At 65.1% G+C, this 14,644-nt stretch carries 16 protein-coding genes; 10 read left to right on the forward strand and 6 right to left on the reverse strand.

Annotated elements, in window-relative coordinates; genetic code table 11:
- Positions 1–61 precede the first annotated feature (61 nt).
- From BLU32_RS17420 to acs, 10 genes are all read left to right on the forward strand, one after another.
- Positions 62–364, forward strand: a complete 303-nt coding sequence (locus BLU32_RS17420; RefSeq protein WP_093809044.1) for an urease subunit gamma — start codon at positions 62–64, stop codon at positions 362–364.
- A 10-nt stretch (positions 365–374) separates the two neighbouring features.
- Entirely contained in the window at positions 375–680 is a 306-nt protein-coding gene (locus BLU32_RS17425) for an urease subunit beta (RefSeq protein WP_093809046.1), read from the forward strand.
- Positions 677–1,102: a lysozyme inhibitor LprI family protein gene (locus tag BLU32_RS17430; protein ID WP_093809048.1), complete on the forward strand. Its 426-nt coding sequence runs from the start codon at positions 677–679 to the stop codon at positions 1,100–1,102. The genes BLU32_RS17425 and BLU32_RS17430 overlap by 4 nt, the downstream gene beginning before the upstream one ends.
- A 39-nt stretch (positions 1,103–1,141) precedes the next feature.
- On the forward strand, positions 1,142–2,854 hold the full coding sequence (gene ureC / locus BLU32_RS17435; protein WP_093809050.1) for an urease subunit alpha: 1,713 nt from the start codon (positions 1,142–1,144) through the stop codon (positions 2,852–2,854).
- Positions 2,855–2,893: 39 nt separating this feature from the next.
- A complete protein-coding gene (locus BLU32_RS17440) occupies positions 2,894–3,502 on the forward strand; it encodes a glutathione S-transferase family protein (protein ID WP_093809052.1) in 609 nt (202 codons plus the stop codon).
- Positions 3,499–4,014, forward strand: a complete 516-nt coding sequence (locus BLU32_RS17445) for an urease accessory protein UreE (RefSeq protein ID WP_093809054.1) — start codon at positions 3,499–3,501, stop codon at positions 4,012–4,014. Before BLU32_RS17440 ends, BLU32_RS17445 begins: the two co-directional genes overlap by 4 nt.
- Positions 3,974–4,735: an urease accessory protein UreF gene (locus tag BLU32_RS17450; protein WP_244501729.1), complete on the forward strand. Its 762-nt coding sequence runs from the start codon at positions 3,974–3,976 to the stop codon at positions 4,733–4,735. Before BLU32_RS17445 ends, BLU32_RS17450 begins: the two co-directional genes overlap by 41 nt.
- A gap of 59 nt (positions 4,736–4,794) precedes the next feature.
- On the forward strand, positions 4,795–5,427 hold the full coding sequence (gene ureG, locus BLU32_RS17455; RefSeq protein WP_093809056.1) for an urease accessory protein UreG: 633 nt from the start codon (positions 4,795–4,797) through the stop codon (positions 5,425–5,427).
- Positions 5,428–5,501: 74 nt separating this feature from the next.
- Positions 5,502–5,900 (forward strand): DUF1761 domain-containing protein, encoded by a 399-nt coding sequence (locus BLU32_RS17460; RefSeq protein WP_093809058.1) that lies wholly within the window; start codon positions 5,502–5,504, stop codon positions 5,898–5,900.
- Between the two features lie 169 nt (positions 5,901–6,069).
- Positions 6,070–8,010, forward strand: a complete 1,941-nt coding sequence (acs, locus tag BLU32_RS17465) for an acetate--CoA ligase (protein WP_093809060.1) — start codon at positions 6,070–6,072, stop codon at positions 8,008–8,010.
- A 92-nt stretch (positions 8,011–8,102) separates the two neighbouring features.
- Here acs and BLU32_RS17470 read toward each other — a convergent pair whose 3' ends face one another.
- From BLU32_RS17470 to BLU32_RS17495, 6 genes are all read right to left on the reverse strand, one after another.
- Complete coding sequence (locus tag BLU32_RS17470; RefSeq protein ID WP_093809062.1) at positions 8,103–9,488, reverse strand: TadE/TadG family type IV pilus assembly protein; 1,386 nt, start codon at positions 9,486–9,488, stop codon at positions 8,103–8,105.
- Positions 9,489–9,647: 159 nt separating this feature from the next.
- Positions 9,648–10,205, reverse strand: coding sequence for an HNH endonuclease (locus tag BLU32_RS17475; RefSeq protein ID WP_093811245.1), 558 nt, complete (start codon positions 10,203–10,205; stop codon positions 9,648–9,650).
- A 143-nt stretch (positions 10,206–10,348) separates the two neighbouring features.
- On the reverse strand, positions 10,349–11,761 hold the full coding sequence (gene leuC, locus BLU32_RS17480) for a 3-isopropylmalate dehydratase large subunit (RefSeq protein ID WP_093809064.1): 1,413 nt from the start codon (positions 11,759–11,761) through the stop codon (positions 10,349–10,351).
- Positions 11,762–11,832: 71 nt separating this feature from the next.
- Complete coding sequence (locus tag BLU32_RS17485) at positions 11,833–11,976, reverse strand: hypothetical protein (RefSeq protein WP_157727726.1); 144 nt, start codon at positions 11,974–11,976, stop codon at positions 11,833–11,835.
- Positions 11,977–12,142: 166 nt separating this feature from the next.
- The gene (locus BLU32_RS17490; protein WP_093809068.1) at positions 12,143–13,207 is read right to left on the reverse strand and encodes a DUF2336 domain-containing protein; all 1,065 of its coding nucleotides are present in this window, start codon (positions 13,205–13,207) and stop codon (positions 12,143–12,145) included.
- A gap of 134 nt (positions 13,208–13,341) precedes the next feature.
- The gene (locus BLU32_RS17495; RefSeq protein WP_093809070.1) at positions 13,342–14,634 is read right to left on the reverse strand and encodes a TRAP transporter large permease; all 1,293 of its coding nucleotides are present in this window, start codon (positions 14,632–14,634) and stop codon (positions 13,342–13,344) included.
- Positions 14,635–14,644: the final 10 nt, after the last annotated feature.

Below are 14,644 nucleotides of genomic sequence, written 5' to 3' on the forward strand. Positions count from 1 at the left end.
GTTCCGGGCTGCTGAAGCGAACGAAAAAACGACTTGAACAAACGGGTTTGGGGACCGCCAGATGAAACTGACTCCGCGCGAAAAGGACAAGCTGCTGGTGGCGATGGCCGCCGTGGTGGCACGCAAGCGGCTGGACCGGGGCGTCAAGCTCAACCACCCCGAAGCGATTGCCCTGATCACCGACGTCGTCGTCGAAGGCGCGCGCGACGGACGCAGCGTCGCGGAGATGATGAGCGCGGGCGCCGCGGTGCTCACGCGCGACCAGGTCATGGACGGCGTCGCCGAGATGATCCACGACGTCCAGGTCGAGGCAACCTTTCCAGACGGCACCAAGCTCGTCACCGTTCACCAACCGATCCGATGAGGGCGCCGACATGATCCCCGGAGAAATCTTTCCCGCTGATGGCGAGATCGAACTGAATGCCGGACGGCCCACGCTCGAGATCGACGTCGCCAACACCGGCGACCGGCCCGTCCAGGTCGGCTCCCACTATCATTTTGCCGAAACCAATCCTGCGCTCGACTTCGACCGGGCGGCGGCGCGCGGGTTGCGCCTTGATATTCCGGCCGGAACGGCGATCCGCTTCGAGCCGGGTCAGACGCGCAGCGTCACGCTCATTCCCTTCGTCGGAGACCGCACCGTCTACGGCTTCAACGGCAAGGTGATGGGACCACTATGACGCGCAAGCACGCACGCATCCCCCTCGCCGTTTTCCTGCTGATGCTGCTCGCGCCGTTCGAGGTGCGCGCGCAGGACGTCGACTGCTCGGACCCCGTCACGCAGATGGAAATGACCTATTGCGCCGAGCAGGACTGGCAGGCGGCGGACAGGGAACTGAATGCGGCCTACGGCCGGGCCATGGCCGCGATGAAACGCATGGATGCCGATCTGGCCGACAGCCCGACGCTCGCCGGCGCGGCGGATGCCCTGCGCAACGCCCAGCGCGCCTGGATCCCCTATCGCGACGCCGCCTGCGCCGCCTACGGCTTTCAGGCCCGTGGCGGCACGATGGAACCGATGCTGATCTATCAATGCCGCGCCGATCTCACCGGCCAACGCACCCGCGAGCTCGATGACCTCGCAAGCGGTCTCGGCAACTGAGCCTTGCCATGACCCGCGCCGCACCGTCTGGAGACCCCGATGCCCCATAAATTGTCGCGCGCCGCCTATGCGGACATGTTCGGCCCCACCACGGGCGACCGGATCCGTCTTGCCGACACCGATCTGATCATCGAGGTCGAGAAGGACTTCACCGTCTATGGCGACGAGGTGAAGTTCGGCGGCGGCAAGGTCATCCGCGACGGCATGGGCCAGTCGCAGCGCACCCGCGCGCAAGGCGCGGTCGACACGGTGATCACCAATGCCGTGATTGTCGATCACACCGGCATCTACAAGGCCGATATCGGGCTGAAGGACGGCCGCATCGCGGCGATCGGCAAGGCCGGCAACCCCGACGTCCAGCCCGGCGTCGACATCGTGATCGGTCCGGGGACGGAGGCGATCGCGGCGGAAGGCAAGATCGTCACCGCCGGCGCGCTCGACGTGCACATCCACTTCATCTGCCCGCAGCAGATCGACGAGGCGCTGACCTCGGGCGTCACCACCATGCTCGGCGGCGGCACGGGGCCGGCGACCGGCACCAACGCCACGACCTGCACACCCGGCCCCTGGCACATCGAGCGCATGCTGCAGGCGGCCGAGGCCTTCCCGATGAACCTCGCCTTCGCCGGAAAGGGCAATGCGGCGCTTCCCGCGGCTCTCGAGGAACAGGTGCTCGCCGGTGCCTGCGCGCTGAAACTGCATGAGGACTGGGGCACGACGCCGGCGGCCATCGACTGCTGCCTGTCGGTCGCCGACGCCTATGACGTCCAGGTGATGATCCACACCGACACGCTGAACGAGTCCGGCTTCGTGGAAAACACCACCGCCGCCTTCAAGGGCCGCACCATTCATGCCTTCCACACCGAGGGTGCCGGCGGCGGCCACGCGCCCGACATCATCAAGCTGTGCGGCGAGGCCAACGTCATTCCCTCCTCGACCAATCCGACCCGGCCCTACACCGTCAACACCATCGACGAGCATCTCGACATGCTGATGGTGTGCCACCACCTCGACAGTTCGATTCCCGAGGACGTCGCCTTCGCCGAAAGCCGCATCCGCCGCGAGACCATCGCGGCCGAGGACATCCTCCACGACATGGGCGCCTTCTCCATCATCGCCTCCGACAGCCAGGCAATGGGCCGCGTCGGCGAGGTGATCATTCGCACCTTCCAGACCGCCCACAAGATGAAGGTCCAGCGCGGACGTCTTTCCGGCGAGAGCGGCGACAACGACAATCTGCGCGTCCGCCGCTACATCTCCAAGGTCACGATCAACCCGGCCATCGCCCACGGTCTGTCGGAGCATGTCGGCTCTGTGGAAGTCGGCAAGCTCGCAGATCTGGTTCTGTGGGATCCGGCCTTCTTCGGCGTGAAGCCGGATCTGGTGATGAAACTCGGCACCATCGCGGCCGCCCCGATGGGCGATCCCAACGCCTCGATCCCGACGCCCCAGCCGGTGCACTATCGTCCGATGTTCGGATCTTTCGGCCGCGCAATGACCGCCTCTTCGGTGACCTTCGTGTCGCAGGCCGCCTATGAGAACGGCATCAAGGACCGGCTCGGGCTCGACCGCCTCGTGCTTCCCGTCGCCAACACGCGCGGCGGTATTTCCAAGGCCGCGATGGTGCTGAACGACGCAGCACCCAAGATCGAGGTCGACCCGGAAACCTACGAGGTGCGCGCCGACGGCGAACTGCTGACCTGCGAGCCGGCCGAGGTGCTTCCCATGGCCCAGCGCTACTTCCTGTTCTAGGCTCGGCGCGGCACAAACGGTGATCGGGAGGGACATGCGATGTATACGGTGATCGGCTTTCCGCGCACGCGCGCCATGCGGGTGATGTGGATGCTGGAAGAGCTTGGCGAGGGCTACGACCTGGTGCCGGCGATGCCGCAAAGCGACGAGGTTCGAACGCTCAATCCGCTCGGCAAGGTGCCGGTGCTGAAGGACGGCGCGCATGTGCTCACCGATTCCGTCGCGATCTGCCAGTATCTCGCCGACAAGCACGGCGCACTGACATATCCCGCAGGCACGCCGGAGCGCGCCCGCCAGGATGCGGTTACGCAGTTCACCGTCGACGAGGTCGAGGGCGCGCTGTGGACGGCGGCCAAGAACAGCTTCATCCACCCGGAAGACCTGCGCGTGCCGGAGATCAAGCGCGTCTGCGCGGCGGAATTCGCAACCGCGATGCAGCGGCTCGAGGTCATGATCGGGGCGGGGCCGTTCGTGATGGGCGAGACGTTCACGGTGCCCGACATCCTGCTCGGCCACGCCGCCGGCTGGGCGCGGGCGGCAAAGTTCGACGTGCCGGAAACCGGCCCCCTCGCCGATTATCTCGCTCGCGTCACGGCACGTCCCGCCTTCAAGGCGGCCCTCCTGCACGGCAAGGACGCCGACGCATGATCCGTGTCGCCGAAATTCTCCCCGCCGGGAGCTGGGAGGGCGCACCCGACGACAGCGTGGTGCTCGACCGCGAGGACCGTCACCGCCGCCGGGCGGTGCTCGACGGTGCGCGCGGAACGCAGGTGCTGCTCGATCAGCCGAAAGCCGTCCAGCTGCGCCATGGCGACGGCTTGCGGCTGGAGGACGGGCGTATCGTCGCGATTCTCGCCGCCGCCGAGCAACTGGTGGAAATCGAGGCGGACGGGTTTGACGCGCTTCTCAGAATCGCCTGGCACCTCGGCAACCGCCACCTGCCGACGCAGCTTGTCCCCGGCGCGCTGCGCATTCGCCGCGATCATGTCATCGAGGATCTCGTGACCCGCCTCGGCGGACGAATGAACGTGATGACGGCGCCGTTCGATCCCGAAGGCGGCGCCTATGGCCATGGCACGGTGCAGGGTCACGACCACCCTCAAGACCACGGACACGGGCATGACCACGCGCATGGGCATCACCATTCCCATGACCGATGACGCCGCCCTGTCGCCGGACGCGCTTCATGCGCTGCTGGCCTGGATGTCGCCGGCCTTTCCCGTCGGCGCCTACACCTACAGCCACGGGCTGGAATGGGCCGTGGAAGAGGGCACGGTGAAGGATGCGCCAAGCCTTGAAGCCTGGCTCGGCGATGTCCTGCGCCATGGCGCGGGCCGCTCGGATGCAATCCTGCTGGCACGGGCGATGGATGCTGCGAATGCCGGCGACACACGCGCCTTTCTCGACCTGCTTGAACTGTCGCTTGCCCTGCAGCCCTCCGCCGAGCGCTTCCTGGAGGCCAGCGCCCAGGGCGGCGCCTTCATCGCGGCGGTGCGCGATGCCTGGCCGGCCCCGCACGAATGCCCTGCGTCGGCGCTTTTCCAGGATCTGACGAGCGGACCCGAGGCGGTCCCCCGAAACGGCTGGAGCTATCCGCTCGCCGTGGCGCTGGCCGCCAGCGCGCATGACATCCCGGCCGCAGCGGTCGTCGGCGCCTACCTGCATGCCTTCGCCGCAAATCTGGTGTCGGCGGCGGTGCGCGCGGTGCCGCTCGGCCAGACCGACGGCCAGCGCGTGATCCGGGCGCTCGGCCCCGCCATCGCCGCCCTTGCCGGCGACGCGCCGGACAGCGGCCTAGAGGATATCGGTGGCTGCGCCTTTCTCGCCGACATCGCCTCGATGAACCACGAAACCCAATACACGCGGCTGTTTCGCTCATGACCCACCAACCGGTGAGATCGGCACGCCGCCAGATGCAAGAACCTGCGGAGATCGGATAGATGGCACCCCTGAACGGACCTTTGCGCGTCGGCATCGGCGGCCCCGTCGGCTCCGGCAAGACGGCGCTGATGGATGCGCTTTGCAAGAAACTGCGCGACACCTTCGAGATCGCCGCGATCACCAACGACATCTACACCAAGGAAGACGCGGAGTTCCTGACCCGCTCCGGTGCGCTGGAAGCCGCCCGCATTCGCGGCGTGGAGACCGGCGGCTGCCCGCATACCGCGATCCGCGAGGACGCCTCGATCAATCTCGCGGCGGTCGCCGATCTCGAGGCGGCCTTCCCCGCGCTCGACCTGATCCTGATCGAATCCGGCGGCGACAATCTCGCCGCGACCTTCTCGCCGGAGCTTGCGGACCTGACGATCTACGTGATCGACGTCTCCGCCGGCGACAAGATCCCGCGCAAAGGGGGCCCCGGCATCACCCGCTCCGACCTTCTGGTGATCAACAAGACCGATCTCGCGCCGCTGGTCGGCGCCTCGCTCGAGGTGATGGATCGCGACGCGCGCATGATGCGCCGCGAGCGCCCCTTCGTCTTCACCAACGTCAAGACCGGCAGCGGCGTCGACGAGGTCCTCGGCTTTCTTTTGAAGCGCGGCGGACTGAGCGAAAGCGAAAAGGCCGGCTGAGCGCCCGCGATCTTTCCCGACAGGCCGTTTGCGCTATAAGGTGCAGGCAAAAAGGCCGACGGGAGACATGCGCGATGATGCTGGACGGGATCAATCTGCTGGCGGTGCTGGCGGCCGCCATCGCCTCCTTCGTCGCCGGCGCGGCCTGGTACGGCGTGCTCGGCAAGCACTGGATGCGCGCGGCCCGTTTGACGAAGGAACAGACCCGCCCCTCCGCACCCCTTTTTGCCGGCACCTTCCTCTGCCAGCTGCTGATGGCCTTCGTCTTCGCCGGTCTGGTCTATCACGCCGGCCCGGTGACGGTCGCCAACGGCCTGCTGTCGGCGAGCCTCGTCTGGGTCGGGTTGATCGCCACCAGCCTGATCGTCAATCACCGGTTCCAGGGACGGCCCTGGTCGCTGACCCTGATCGACGGCGGGCACTGGCTGGCGGTTCTGCTCGTCCAGGGCGCGGTAATCGGCGCCATCGGCTGAGCGCGGTTTCTCCCGCTTTTCGTTCCAAAGGCTTACGCGTTGATCCCGAGCCTACGAAAGAACGACGGCTGCCCAGTGGACGGCCCGCCCCCTCATCCCCATAATGCGCGGCATTCGCAAGCACCGCACCCGCGAACGTGCGGGCAAATGACATTTTGGGAGGGTCCGTATGTCCGAAAATCTCTATCCGGTTCCGGCGGACATCGCCGCCACGGCGCTTGTCGACAACGCCAAGTACCAGGAAATGTATGAGGCCTCGGTCGCCGACCCGGAAGGCTTCTGGGCCGAGCACGGCAAACGCATCGACTGGATCAAGCCCTACACCAAGGTCAAGAACACCTCCTTCGATCCGCACAACGTCTCGATCAAGTGGTTCGAGGACGGCACGCTCAACGTCTCCGCCAACTGCGTCGACCGCCACGTGGCGACGCGCGGCGACAAGCCGGCGATCATCTGGGAAGGCGACGACCCGTCCGAACACAAGATCATCACCTACAAGGAACTGCACCACGAGGTGAACAAATTCGCCAATGTTCTCCACGCAATGGGCGTGAAGAAGGGCGACCGCGTCACCCTCTACCTGCCGATGATCCCGGAAGCGGCCTATGCGATGCTCGCCTGCGCCCGCGTCGGCGCGGTGCACTCCATCGTCTTCGGCGGCTTTTCGCCCGACAGCCTCGCCCAGCGCATCACCGGCTGCGAGTCCAAGGTGGTGATCACCGCCGACGAGGGCCTGCGCGGCGGCCGCAAGGTGGCGCTCAAGGCCAATGTCGACAAGGCGGTCGAGGGACTGGACGTCGACAAGGTCATCGTCGTCAAGCGCACCGGCGGCGACATCTCGATGAAGGACGGCCGCGACGTCTGGTACCACGAGGAAGCCGACCGGGTCTCCGACCATTGCGCGCCGGTGGAAATGAACGCGGAAGATCCGCTGTTCATCCTCTACACGTCCGGTTCCACGGGCCAGCCCAAGGGCGTGTTGCACACCTCGGGCGGCTATCTGGTCTACGCCTCGATGACGCATGAGTACGTCTTCGACTGCAAGGACGACGACGTCTACTGGTGCACGGCGGATGTGGGCTGGGTGACCGGCCACTCCTACATCGTCTACGGGCCGCTCGCCAATGGCGCCACCACGCTGATGTTCGAGGGCGTGCCGACCCATCCCTCGCCGGCCCGGTTCTGGGAGGTGGTCGACAAGCACAAGGTGTCGATCTTCTACACCGCACCGACCGCGATCCGCTCGCTGATGGGAGCGGGTCCCGACCATGTCACCAAGACCTCGCGCAAGTCGCTGCGCATTCTCGGATCCGTCGGCGAGCCGATCAATCCGGAAGCCTGGCAGTGGTATTACGATGTCGTCGGCGACGGCCGCTGCCCGATCGTCGACACCTGGTGGCAGACGGAAACCGGCGGCATCCTGATCACGCCGCTGCCGGGTGCCACGGATCTCAAGCCGGGCTCCGCGACGCGGCCCTTCTTCGGCGTCCAGCCGGCGCTGGTCGACGCGGAAGGCAAGATCCTCGACGGCGCCACGGAAGGCAATCTCGTGCTGCTCGACAGCTGGCCGGGCCAGATGCGAACGGTCTACGGCGACCACGAGCGCTTCGTGCAGACCTATTTCTCCGCCTACAAGGGGATGTATTTCACCGGCGACGGTTGCCGCCGCGACGCGGACGGCTACTACTGGATCACCGGTCGCGTCGACGACGTGATCAACGTCTCGGGCCACCGCATGGGCACGGCGGAAGTGGAATCCGCACTCGTCGCCCATCCCAAGGTCTCGGAAGCCGCCGTGGTCGGCTATCCGCACGATCTCAAGGGGCAGGGCATCTACGTCTATGTGACGCTGATGGCCGGCGAGGAGCCGAGCGACGAACTGGCCAAGGAACTGCGCACCTGGGTGCGCAATGAGATCGGCCCGATCGCCTCGCCGGACCTCATCCAGTTCGCCCCGGGCCTGCCCAAGACCCGCTCGGGCAAGATCATGCGCCGCATCCTGCGCAAGATCGCCGAGGACAGCTTCGAGAACCTGGGCGACACCTCGACGCTCGCCGACCCCGCCGTGGTCGACGACCTGATCGAGAACCGTCAGAACCGCCCGTCCTGACGGCGGCTGACGGACCACGTCGAACCGAACAGCAAACGCCGGGACCGCAAGGCCCCGGCGTTTTGCATTCCGACGACCCGTCGCAGCCGCGCTCAGCGCGCCAGATAGGTCGTCTTGATCTGGTTGGCGATGGCCGAAAAACGCTCGATCAGTTCATCGTCATCGTCGGCGAGATAATAGTCCGACGGCGTCGAGGCACACTTTTCCATGACCTTCTTGGCATTCGAATTGCCGCCGATCTGGAAGCCCACCGTGATGATCTTGATGCCGCTGTCTTTTGCTTCCTCGCACAGCCGGATCGCCCGATTGGTGGATTCAGAGCCCCCGGTATGTGCCAGCCAGTCATAGTTCACACCGCGAACCCGCGCCGGCTGAAAGTAGGTATTGAACTCACCGTCCGTCATCAACAGCATGTATTTCAGAACGCGTTCATCGGTTTCAGGTGCCGGACGACTTTCAGAAGGCCACAGTCCCGACCAGCGGCTGGACAGCGTGTACCACCCCCAGGCGACTCCGGTCTGGCCGGCCGTGTTTCCCGACGCCTGGAGATTGGCGATCGTGTGCAAGGGCGTGCCGCGCTTCGAGGACGACCCCGGATCGAGGGTAAGCGGCACGAGTTCGGCGTCCGGGCAGACGAACCCGGAGCTGCTGCGAACAGAATTGCCACTCTTGTAATAGCCGCGCTTGTAGCCGCTGCGCACCGTTCCCGGGCCGACGACCGCCGTCGTATAGCTGTCATCCGAATAGGCCTGCGCGCCAGTGCGTTCCGACACACAATATTCGAATGACTTGCGCGAGGCGTTCCATCCGCCCGTCGCTGTCGTCGCGCGACTGGTTCCGATGTTCACGCCGGAGGCATAGGGAATGACGGCGATCCGGACCTTTTCATTGGCGTCGGCCGAATCCGGCGGCACCAGCGTGTTCACAAAGGCTTCGGCCGCATCGCGCAGCGCGCGGATCTTCGACCCGCCCATCGATCCGGTCACGTCGAGCACCAGCGCCGCCTCGACGCTTTTGGGATAAATCGCCTGCGCGGCGACCGACACGTCGAGCTTTTCCGGCCCCAGACCGCCGAGACCGATGAAAAAGGTCGGAACGCTGGCGCTCGCCGCCACCGCGATCTGGCGTGTCAGCGTGTTGATCTGCGGCTCGTCGATCGTCACGGTGGCGCCGGAGACACTGGAGCCATCGCCGTTCGCGCCGAAATAGGCCGCGTAATTGTCGTCGAGGAAGGACCGGATCTCGCCCTCCGTCATGTTGCGAATCGACAGTTCGCGCGCCACCGCCAGCATCGCCGCGTCGAGGCCGCGCGCCAGCGACTGGCGCTGGTTGACAGCGCGGGCGAAGTCGATCCCGGCCCCGGCAGCCACGATGACGAACACCAGCACGATCGCAAACAGCGGCAGGATTGCGCCCCGCCTGTCCCGGGCGAACCCGGACAACCGCGAATGTCTTGGGTCGAACTTCCAGCCTGTCATCTCACGCTCTCCGGCGGCGCCATCCTTCGGCGTCGTTTGCCGGGAGTTTGCAGGGAGAAGACGTAAGTCTGGTTAAGACGGATTTGCGCGCGCACGGGTTTTTGCCCGCACGATTGACAGATCCTTAACCCGACTGAAGAAAGCCGGACGGATCGCCGCTCACGGCTCCAGTTCGGTATCCCAGTAGAGAAAGTCGAGCCAGCTGTCGTGGAGGTAGTTCGGCGGAAACTGCCGGCCATTGTTGTGCAGGTCCTGCACGCTCGGCGCAAACGGCATGTGAAACGGCCACATGCCGATATCCTTGCAGGACTTGTTGGCCTTGCGCAGGTTGCAGGGCGAACAGGCGGTTATCACGTTTTGCCAGGTAGTCTGGCCGCCGCTGGACCGGGGCACGAGATGGTCGAAGGTCAGTTCGTCGCGGGCGCCGCAATACTGGCACTGGAACCGGTCGCGCAGGAAGACGTTGAAGCGGGTAAAGGCGGGGTATCGGTTTGGCTTTATGTAGCTTTTCAGGGAGACGACGCTGGGAAGGCGGAATTCGCTGCTCGGACTTCGCACGGTAACGTCATATTCGGAGACGATGTTCACCCGGTCGAGAAAGACGGCTTTCACCGCGTCCTGCCATCCCCAGAGCGACAGCGGATAATAGGTAAGCGGCCGGTAGTCCGCATTCAAAACAAGGGCCGGATGCGCCCCTGAAGAGATGGCGACGTTCACACCTTCGCTCCTCGTGCCGTTCAAGAACGGAAACAGCGCCTCGGCGCGTCCCGATGCCGGCATAGTGTAGAGCGACAGTGACAGTCTTGTGAAGCAGATAACCGCGCGCGACGTGACGTCGCGCGCGGTTTTTCAGGTCGGCGTCAGGCTTTCGGCCAGTCGCGAATATCCACGAAATGACCGGCAATGGCCGCGGCGGCCGCCATCGTCGGCGAAACCAGATGCGTGCGGCCCTTGAAACCCTGGCGGCCCTCGAAGTTTCGGTTCGAGGTGGAGGCACAGCGCTCGCCCGGCGCCAGCTTGTCGGCGTTCATGGCCAGACACATTGAACAGCCGGGCTCGCGCCACTCGAATCCGGCGGCCTTGAAGATCGCATCGAGCCCTTCAGCCTCCGCCTGCGCCTTCACCAGGCCGGAGCCGGGAACGACCATCGCGCTGACGGTGTCGGCCACCGTGTGGCCGCGCACGACCTCGGCGGCGGCGCGCAAATCCTCGATGCGCCCGTTGGTGCACGACCCGATAAACACGCGGTCGAGCGTGATATCCGTGATCGGCGTTCCCGCTTCCAGCCCCATGTACTGCAGCGCGCGCTTCTTGGAGGCTTTGCGGTTCTCCTCCGGGATCTCGTCGGGATCCGGAACGCTGCCGGTTACCGAGATCACGTCCTCGGGGCTGGAGCCCCAGGTGACGATCGGCGGAAGATTTGCCGCGTCGAGACGGATTTCCTTGTCGAAATGCGCATCCTCGTCGGTGAACAGCGTCTTCCAGTAGGCCACCGCCTGATCCCACGCGGCGCCCTTCGGCGCCTTGGGGCGATCCTTGATATAGGCGAAGGTCTTTTCGTCCGGCGCGATCAGGCCGGCGCGCGCGCCCGCCTCGATCGACATGTTGCAGACCGTCATGCGGCCCTCGATCGACAGGGCCCGGATCGCATCGCCTGCATACTCGATGACGTGGCCGGTGCCGCCGGCCGTGCCGATCTCGCCGATGATGGCAAGGATGATGTCCTTGGCCGTCACGCCGTCCGGCAATTCGCCGTCAACGGTGACGCGCATGTTCCTGGCTTTTTTCTGGATCAGCGTCTGCGTGGCGAGCACATGCTCGACCTCCGAAGTGCCGATGCCATGCGCCAGCGCGCCGAATGCGCCATGCGTCGAGGTGTGGCTGTCGCCGCACACGATGGTCATGCCGGGCAGCGTGAAGCCCTGCTCGGGACCGACGATATGCACGATGCCCTGGCGGTTGTCCGTCTCGCTGTAATACTCGATGCCGAAGGCACCGGCGTTCTTGGCGAGCGTGTCCACCTGGAGGGCCGACTCCGGATCGTCAATGCCATGGCTTCGGTCGGTGGTCGGCACATTGTGGTCGACGACGGCCAGCGTCTTGCCCGGCTGGCGCACCTGGCGCCCGGTCAGGCGCAGACCCTCGAAGGCCTGCGGGCTGGTCACCTCATGCACCAGGTGGCGATCGATATAGAGCAGGCTCGTGCCATCTTCCTGCGTGTCGACGACATGGTCGTCCCAGATCTTGTCGTAGAGGGTTCTCGACGTGCTCATCCGTCTCTCCTTGAAAAACTCGCGTGGGCCGGCGCATGCGATCGCGCGCGCGGCGGAAAATCAGGGCAGGCTCAGCCGGGATCGCTCAGTCCGAAGGCGGCGCTCAGCCGGGCATGAAACCGGGAGGGCAGGCGCCGGCGGTCGCACATGACGACGCGGCGCCAGGGCAGCATCTGCCAGGCGACGTCGCGTTCGCATATTTCGGCATTCGACATCCGCACCACGACCCTGCCGTGAAAGATCCTTTCGCGATCCGCCGCCAGCGGCACGACCGTCCGGATGCATGCATCGGGCGGTTCGCCAGGGTGGACGGATCCGAACCCTTCAATGGCGCAGAACCTCCGTTCGGGTCAAGATCGGATCGTTCGGTCCGCTCGCCGTTCAGCGCAATTTCAGCAAGCGGATGGCGCGGTTGGCTTCCATTTGGCTGACGGCGGAGAATTCCCGCACGGCAGCATCCACGGTGTCGTCGGCAAGCGACAACGCGCGGCACCGTGCCATCGCGACGAGACGGAAGGTCGCCTCGTTCAGACCGAGGGCACGAGCGATAATAACGGCGGTGTCGACCTCGGGTGCGGCAAGTGCCCCCTTCGCGATCTGCTCGGAGACCTGCAGGATCTGGGCAGCAAGCCATCCGATATCATCGATACGCTTCTCGCGCGACAATTGCGAGATCGCCTGATCCACCGGCATCTTGCCGGAATTGACTCGGTCGAGCATGAGCTTGCGCGCCATCCGGGTTCGACGGGCAGCGCCCTTTTCCGCCATATAGGCCTGCTGGGCGATCTCCACGGCATGATCCATTTCCGCCGCCGGGAGCCGCGACACGAAATCGCCGAGCTTCTTGCTCAACCCTTCCGTCAGCGCATCGCGGATCTTGCCGGCGATGCTTTCGTCGTCGCGCGAACGCGCCAGCAGGTTTTGCTGCACGGTGGCATCGCCGCCGCCACGCTCAAGCAGCACGCCCACGCCCGACTGCGAAAACACGGCTCCCCGGTTTCCGGAAATCGCCTGGAGCACTTCGCGCCCGCTCTTCTCGACAATCACGTCGGTGACGGCCTCAGGCAAGCTGGCCCGCTTGGCGATTGCCATGCGATAGCTGTCGTCGCGGTTTTCCGCGATCTCGACCAGTTGTGCGGCGGTCAGCTTGGTCGATTGCTCAAGAACGGGCCCGGCCACCGCGATGGCATCGTCATTCGCCATCTTGTAGACGAGCGCATCCGGCGTTCGCTCCATCGGCGCCAGTTTTTCCGCCACCTCGGCGCGCACCGATTCGGTGAGCTGGTCGAGAATTCGCCCGACCACCTCGCAAAACAGCGCATTCTCATCGTTGCTGGGCATCTGCTGAACGGCGTCGAAGGCCTGGGTGATGGCCAGAACGAGATTGCGGCGATCGTCAGGTGTTGCGGCAAGGCTCAACGCCTTGATGCTTGCGAGGGTTTGCACAGTCGACCTCGTCAAAATTTGGGAGCGGTTTTGTTATGGCCCTATTTGAGGCGGCAAAGACAAGGATTCGGTTAACTCGAGCAAACAAACAGACCGGATGCGACAACAAGGTAAACACCCGTCGCGCACCGCATCTATCGCATCAGGTCGGGCAGGAAAAGTACCAGGCCCGGCAGCACCACGATGAGAGCCAGTCGCACCACATCGGCCGCCACGAACGGCAGTATTCCACGGAAAATCGTGGATAGGGGCACATCCGGCAGGACCGATTTCAACACAAAGACATTCAGCCCGACGGGCGGCGTGATCAGGCTGATTTCCGTTACGACAACAACGACAATGCCGAACCACACGAGATCGTAGCCAAGCGCCGCCATGACCGGCGCAAAGATCGGCACGGTCAACAGCACCATCGAGAGGCTTTCCAGCACCATGCCAAGGCAGAGATAGACGAGCAGGATCAATGCAAGGATCACCGGAGCCGGCAGCTCCGAGGCACGGGCAAATCCGGCAAGCGCCGACGGCAGACCGGCGATATTGACGAAGTTGGAGAAAATCAGCGCGCCGATCAGCACCATGAACATCATGGTGGTCGTGGCGGCGGTGTCGGCAAGCGTTTCCAGCAAGGTCTTAAGCGTCAGCCGGCCGCGGGCAAGCGCGATGACGAAGGCGCCGCTGGCGCCGATGCCGGCCGCCTCGGTGGCGGTGAAGGCGCCGGTATAGATCCCGCCGATGACCAGCGCGAACAGACCGACGATGCCCGACACGCCCCACAACGCCTTGAAGCGCGCGGCATAGGGCATGCGTTCGGCCGGAGGCCCGGCGGCCGGATTGCGCCAACAGGTGATGCGCACAGCCGCCATATACCCCAGAACGCCCAGAAGGCCCGGAACAATCCCGGCGATGAACAACCGCGCGATGTCCTGCTGCGCCGTGACCCCGTAAAGCACAAGAATGACGCTTGGCGGGATAAGAATGCCGAGCGTGCCGCCGGCGGCAATGACGCCACTGGCCAGCCCGTCGTCGTATCGGTAGCGGCGCATTTGCGGCAACGCCACCTTGCCCATGGTCGCGGCGGTGGCGAGAGAGGATCCGCATACGGCGGAAAAGCCGCCGCAGGCAACCGCGGTCGCCATTGCCAATCCGCCGCGGCGATGGCCGAGCCAGGCATGGCAGGCGGCATAGAGCTCATCCGACAGGCCGGCGCGCGTCACCAGATTGCCCATCAGCACGAACAGCGGCACCACCGACAGTGAATAGGACAGGCCCGTATCGAAGGTGGTCTGTCCGACAATGGCGAGTGCGGGACCTATGCCCAGCAGCACGGCGAGACCCAGACCGCCCACCGCTGCCATCGCCATGGCGATGGGCACGCCCGTGAACATCACCACGAGCAGGATCAAAAGGCCGGGCAACCAGGTTTCCATGCGAAGAGAT

Origin of the sequence: Stappia sp. ES.058, from assembly GCF_900105595.1 — a bacterium.
GTDB lineage: Bacteria > Pseudomonadota > Alphaproteobacteria > Rhizobiales > Stappiaceae > Stappia.

Excerpts from the sequence above, each read along its gene's own strand:
- BLU32_RS17445 (WP_093809054.1), top strand. The coding sequence starts at position 3,499 with ATGATCCGTGTCGCCGAAATTCTCCCCGCCGGGAGCTGGGAGGGCGCA.
- leuC (WP_093809064.1), bottom strand. The coding sequence starts at position 11,761 with ATGAGCACGTCGAGAACCCTCTACGACAAGATCTGGGACGACCATGTC.
- BLU32_RS17470 (WP_093809062.1), bottom strand. The coding sequence starts at position 9,488 with ATGACAGGCTGGAAGTTCGACCCAAGACATTCGCGGTTGTCCGGGTTC.
- BLU32_RS17440 (WP_093809052.1), top strand. The coding sequence starts at position 2,894 with ATGTATACGGTGATCGGCTTTCCGCGCACGCGCGCCATGCGGGTGATG.
- BLU32_RS17425 (WP_093809046.1), top strand. The coding sequence starts at position 375 with ATGATCCCCGGAGAAATCTTTCCCGCTGATGGCGAGATCGAACTGAAT.
- BLU32_RS17495 (WP_093809070.1), bottom strand. The coding sequence starts at position 14,634 with ATGGAAACCTGGTTGCCCGGCCTTTTGATCCTGCTCGTGGTGATGTTC.
- BLU32_RS17450 (WP_244501729.1), top strand. The coding sequence starts at position 3,974 with ATGACCACGCGCATGGGCATCACCATTCCCATGACCGATGACGCCGCC.
- BLU32_RS17430 (WP_093809048.1), top strand. The coding sequence starts at position 677 with ATGACGCGCAAGCACGCACGCATCCCCCTCGCCGTTTTCCTGCTGATG.
- BLU32_RS17420 (WP_093809044.1), top strand. The coding sequence starts at position 62 with ATGAAACTGACTCCGCGCGAAAAGGACAAGCTGCTGGTGGCGATGGCC.
- BLU32_RS17460 (WP_093809058.1), top strand. The coding sequence starts at position 5,502 with ATGATGCTGGACGGGATCAATCTGCTGGCGGTGCTGGCGGCCGCCATC.
- BLU32_RS17485 (WP_157727726.1), bottom strand. The coding sequence starts at position 11,976 with ATGTCGAATGCCGAAATATGCGAACGCGACGTCGCCTGGCAGATGCTG.
- ureC (WP_093809050.1), top strand. The coding sequence starts at position 1,142 with ATGCCCCATAAATTGTCGCGCGCCGCCTATGCGGACATGTTCGGCCCC.
- ureG (WP_093809056.1), top strand. The coding sequence starts at position 4,795 with ATGGCACCCCTGAACGGACCTTTGCGCGTCGGCATCGGCGGCCCCGTC.
- acs (WP_093809060.1), top strand. The coding sequence starts at position 6,070 with ATGTCCGAAAATCTCTATCCGGTTCCGGCGGACATCGCCGCCACGGCG.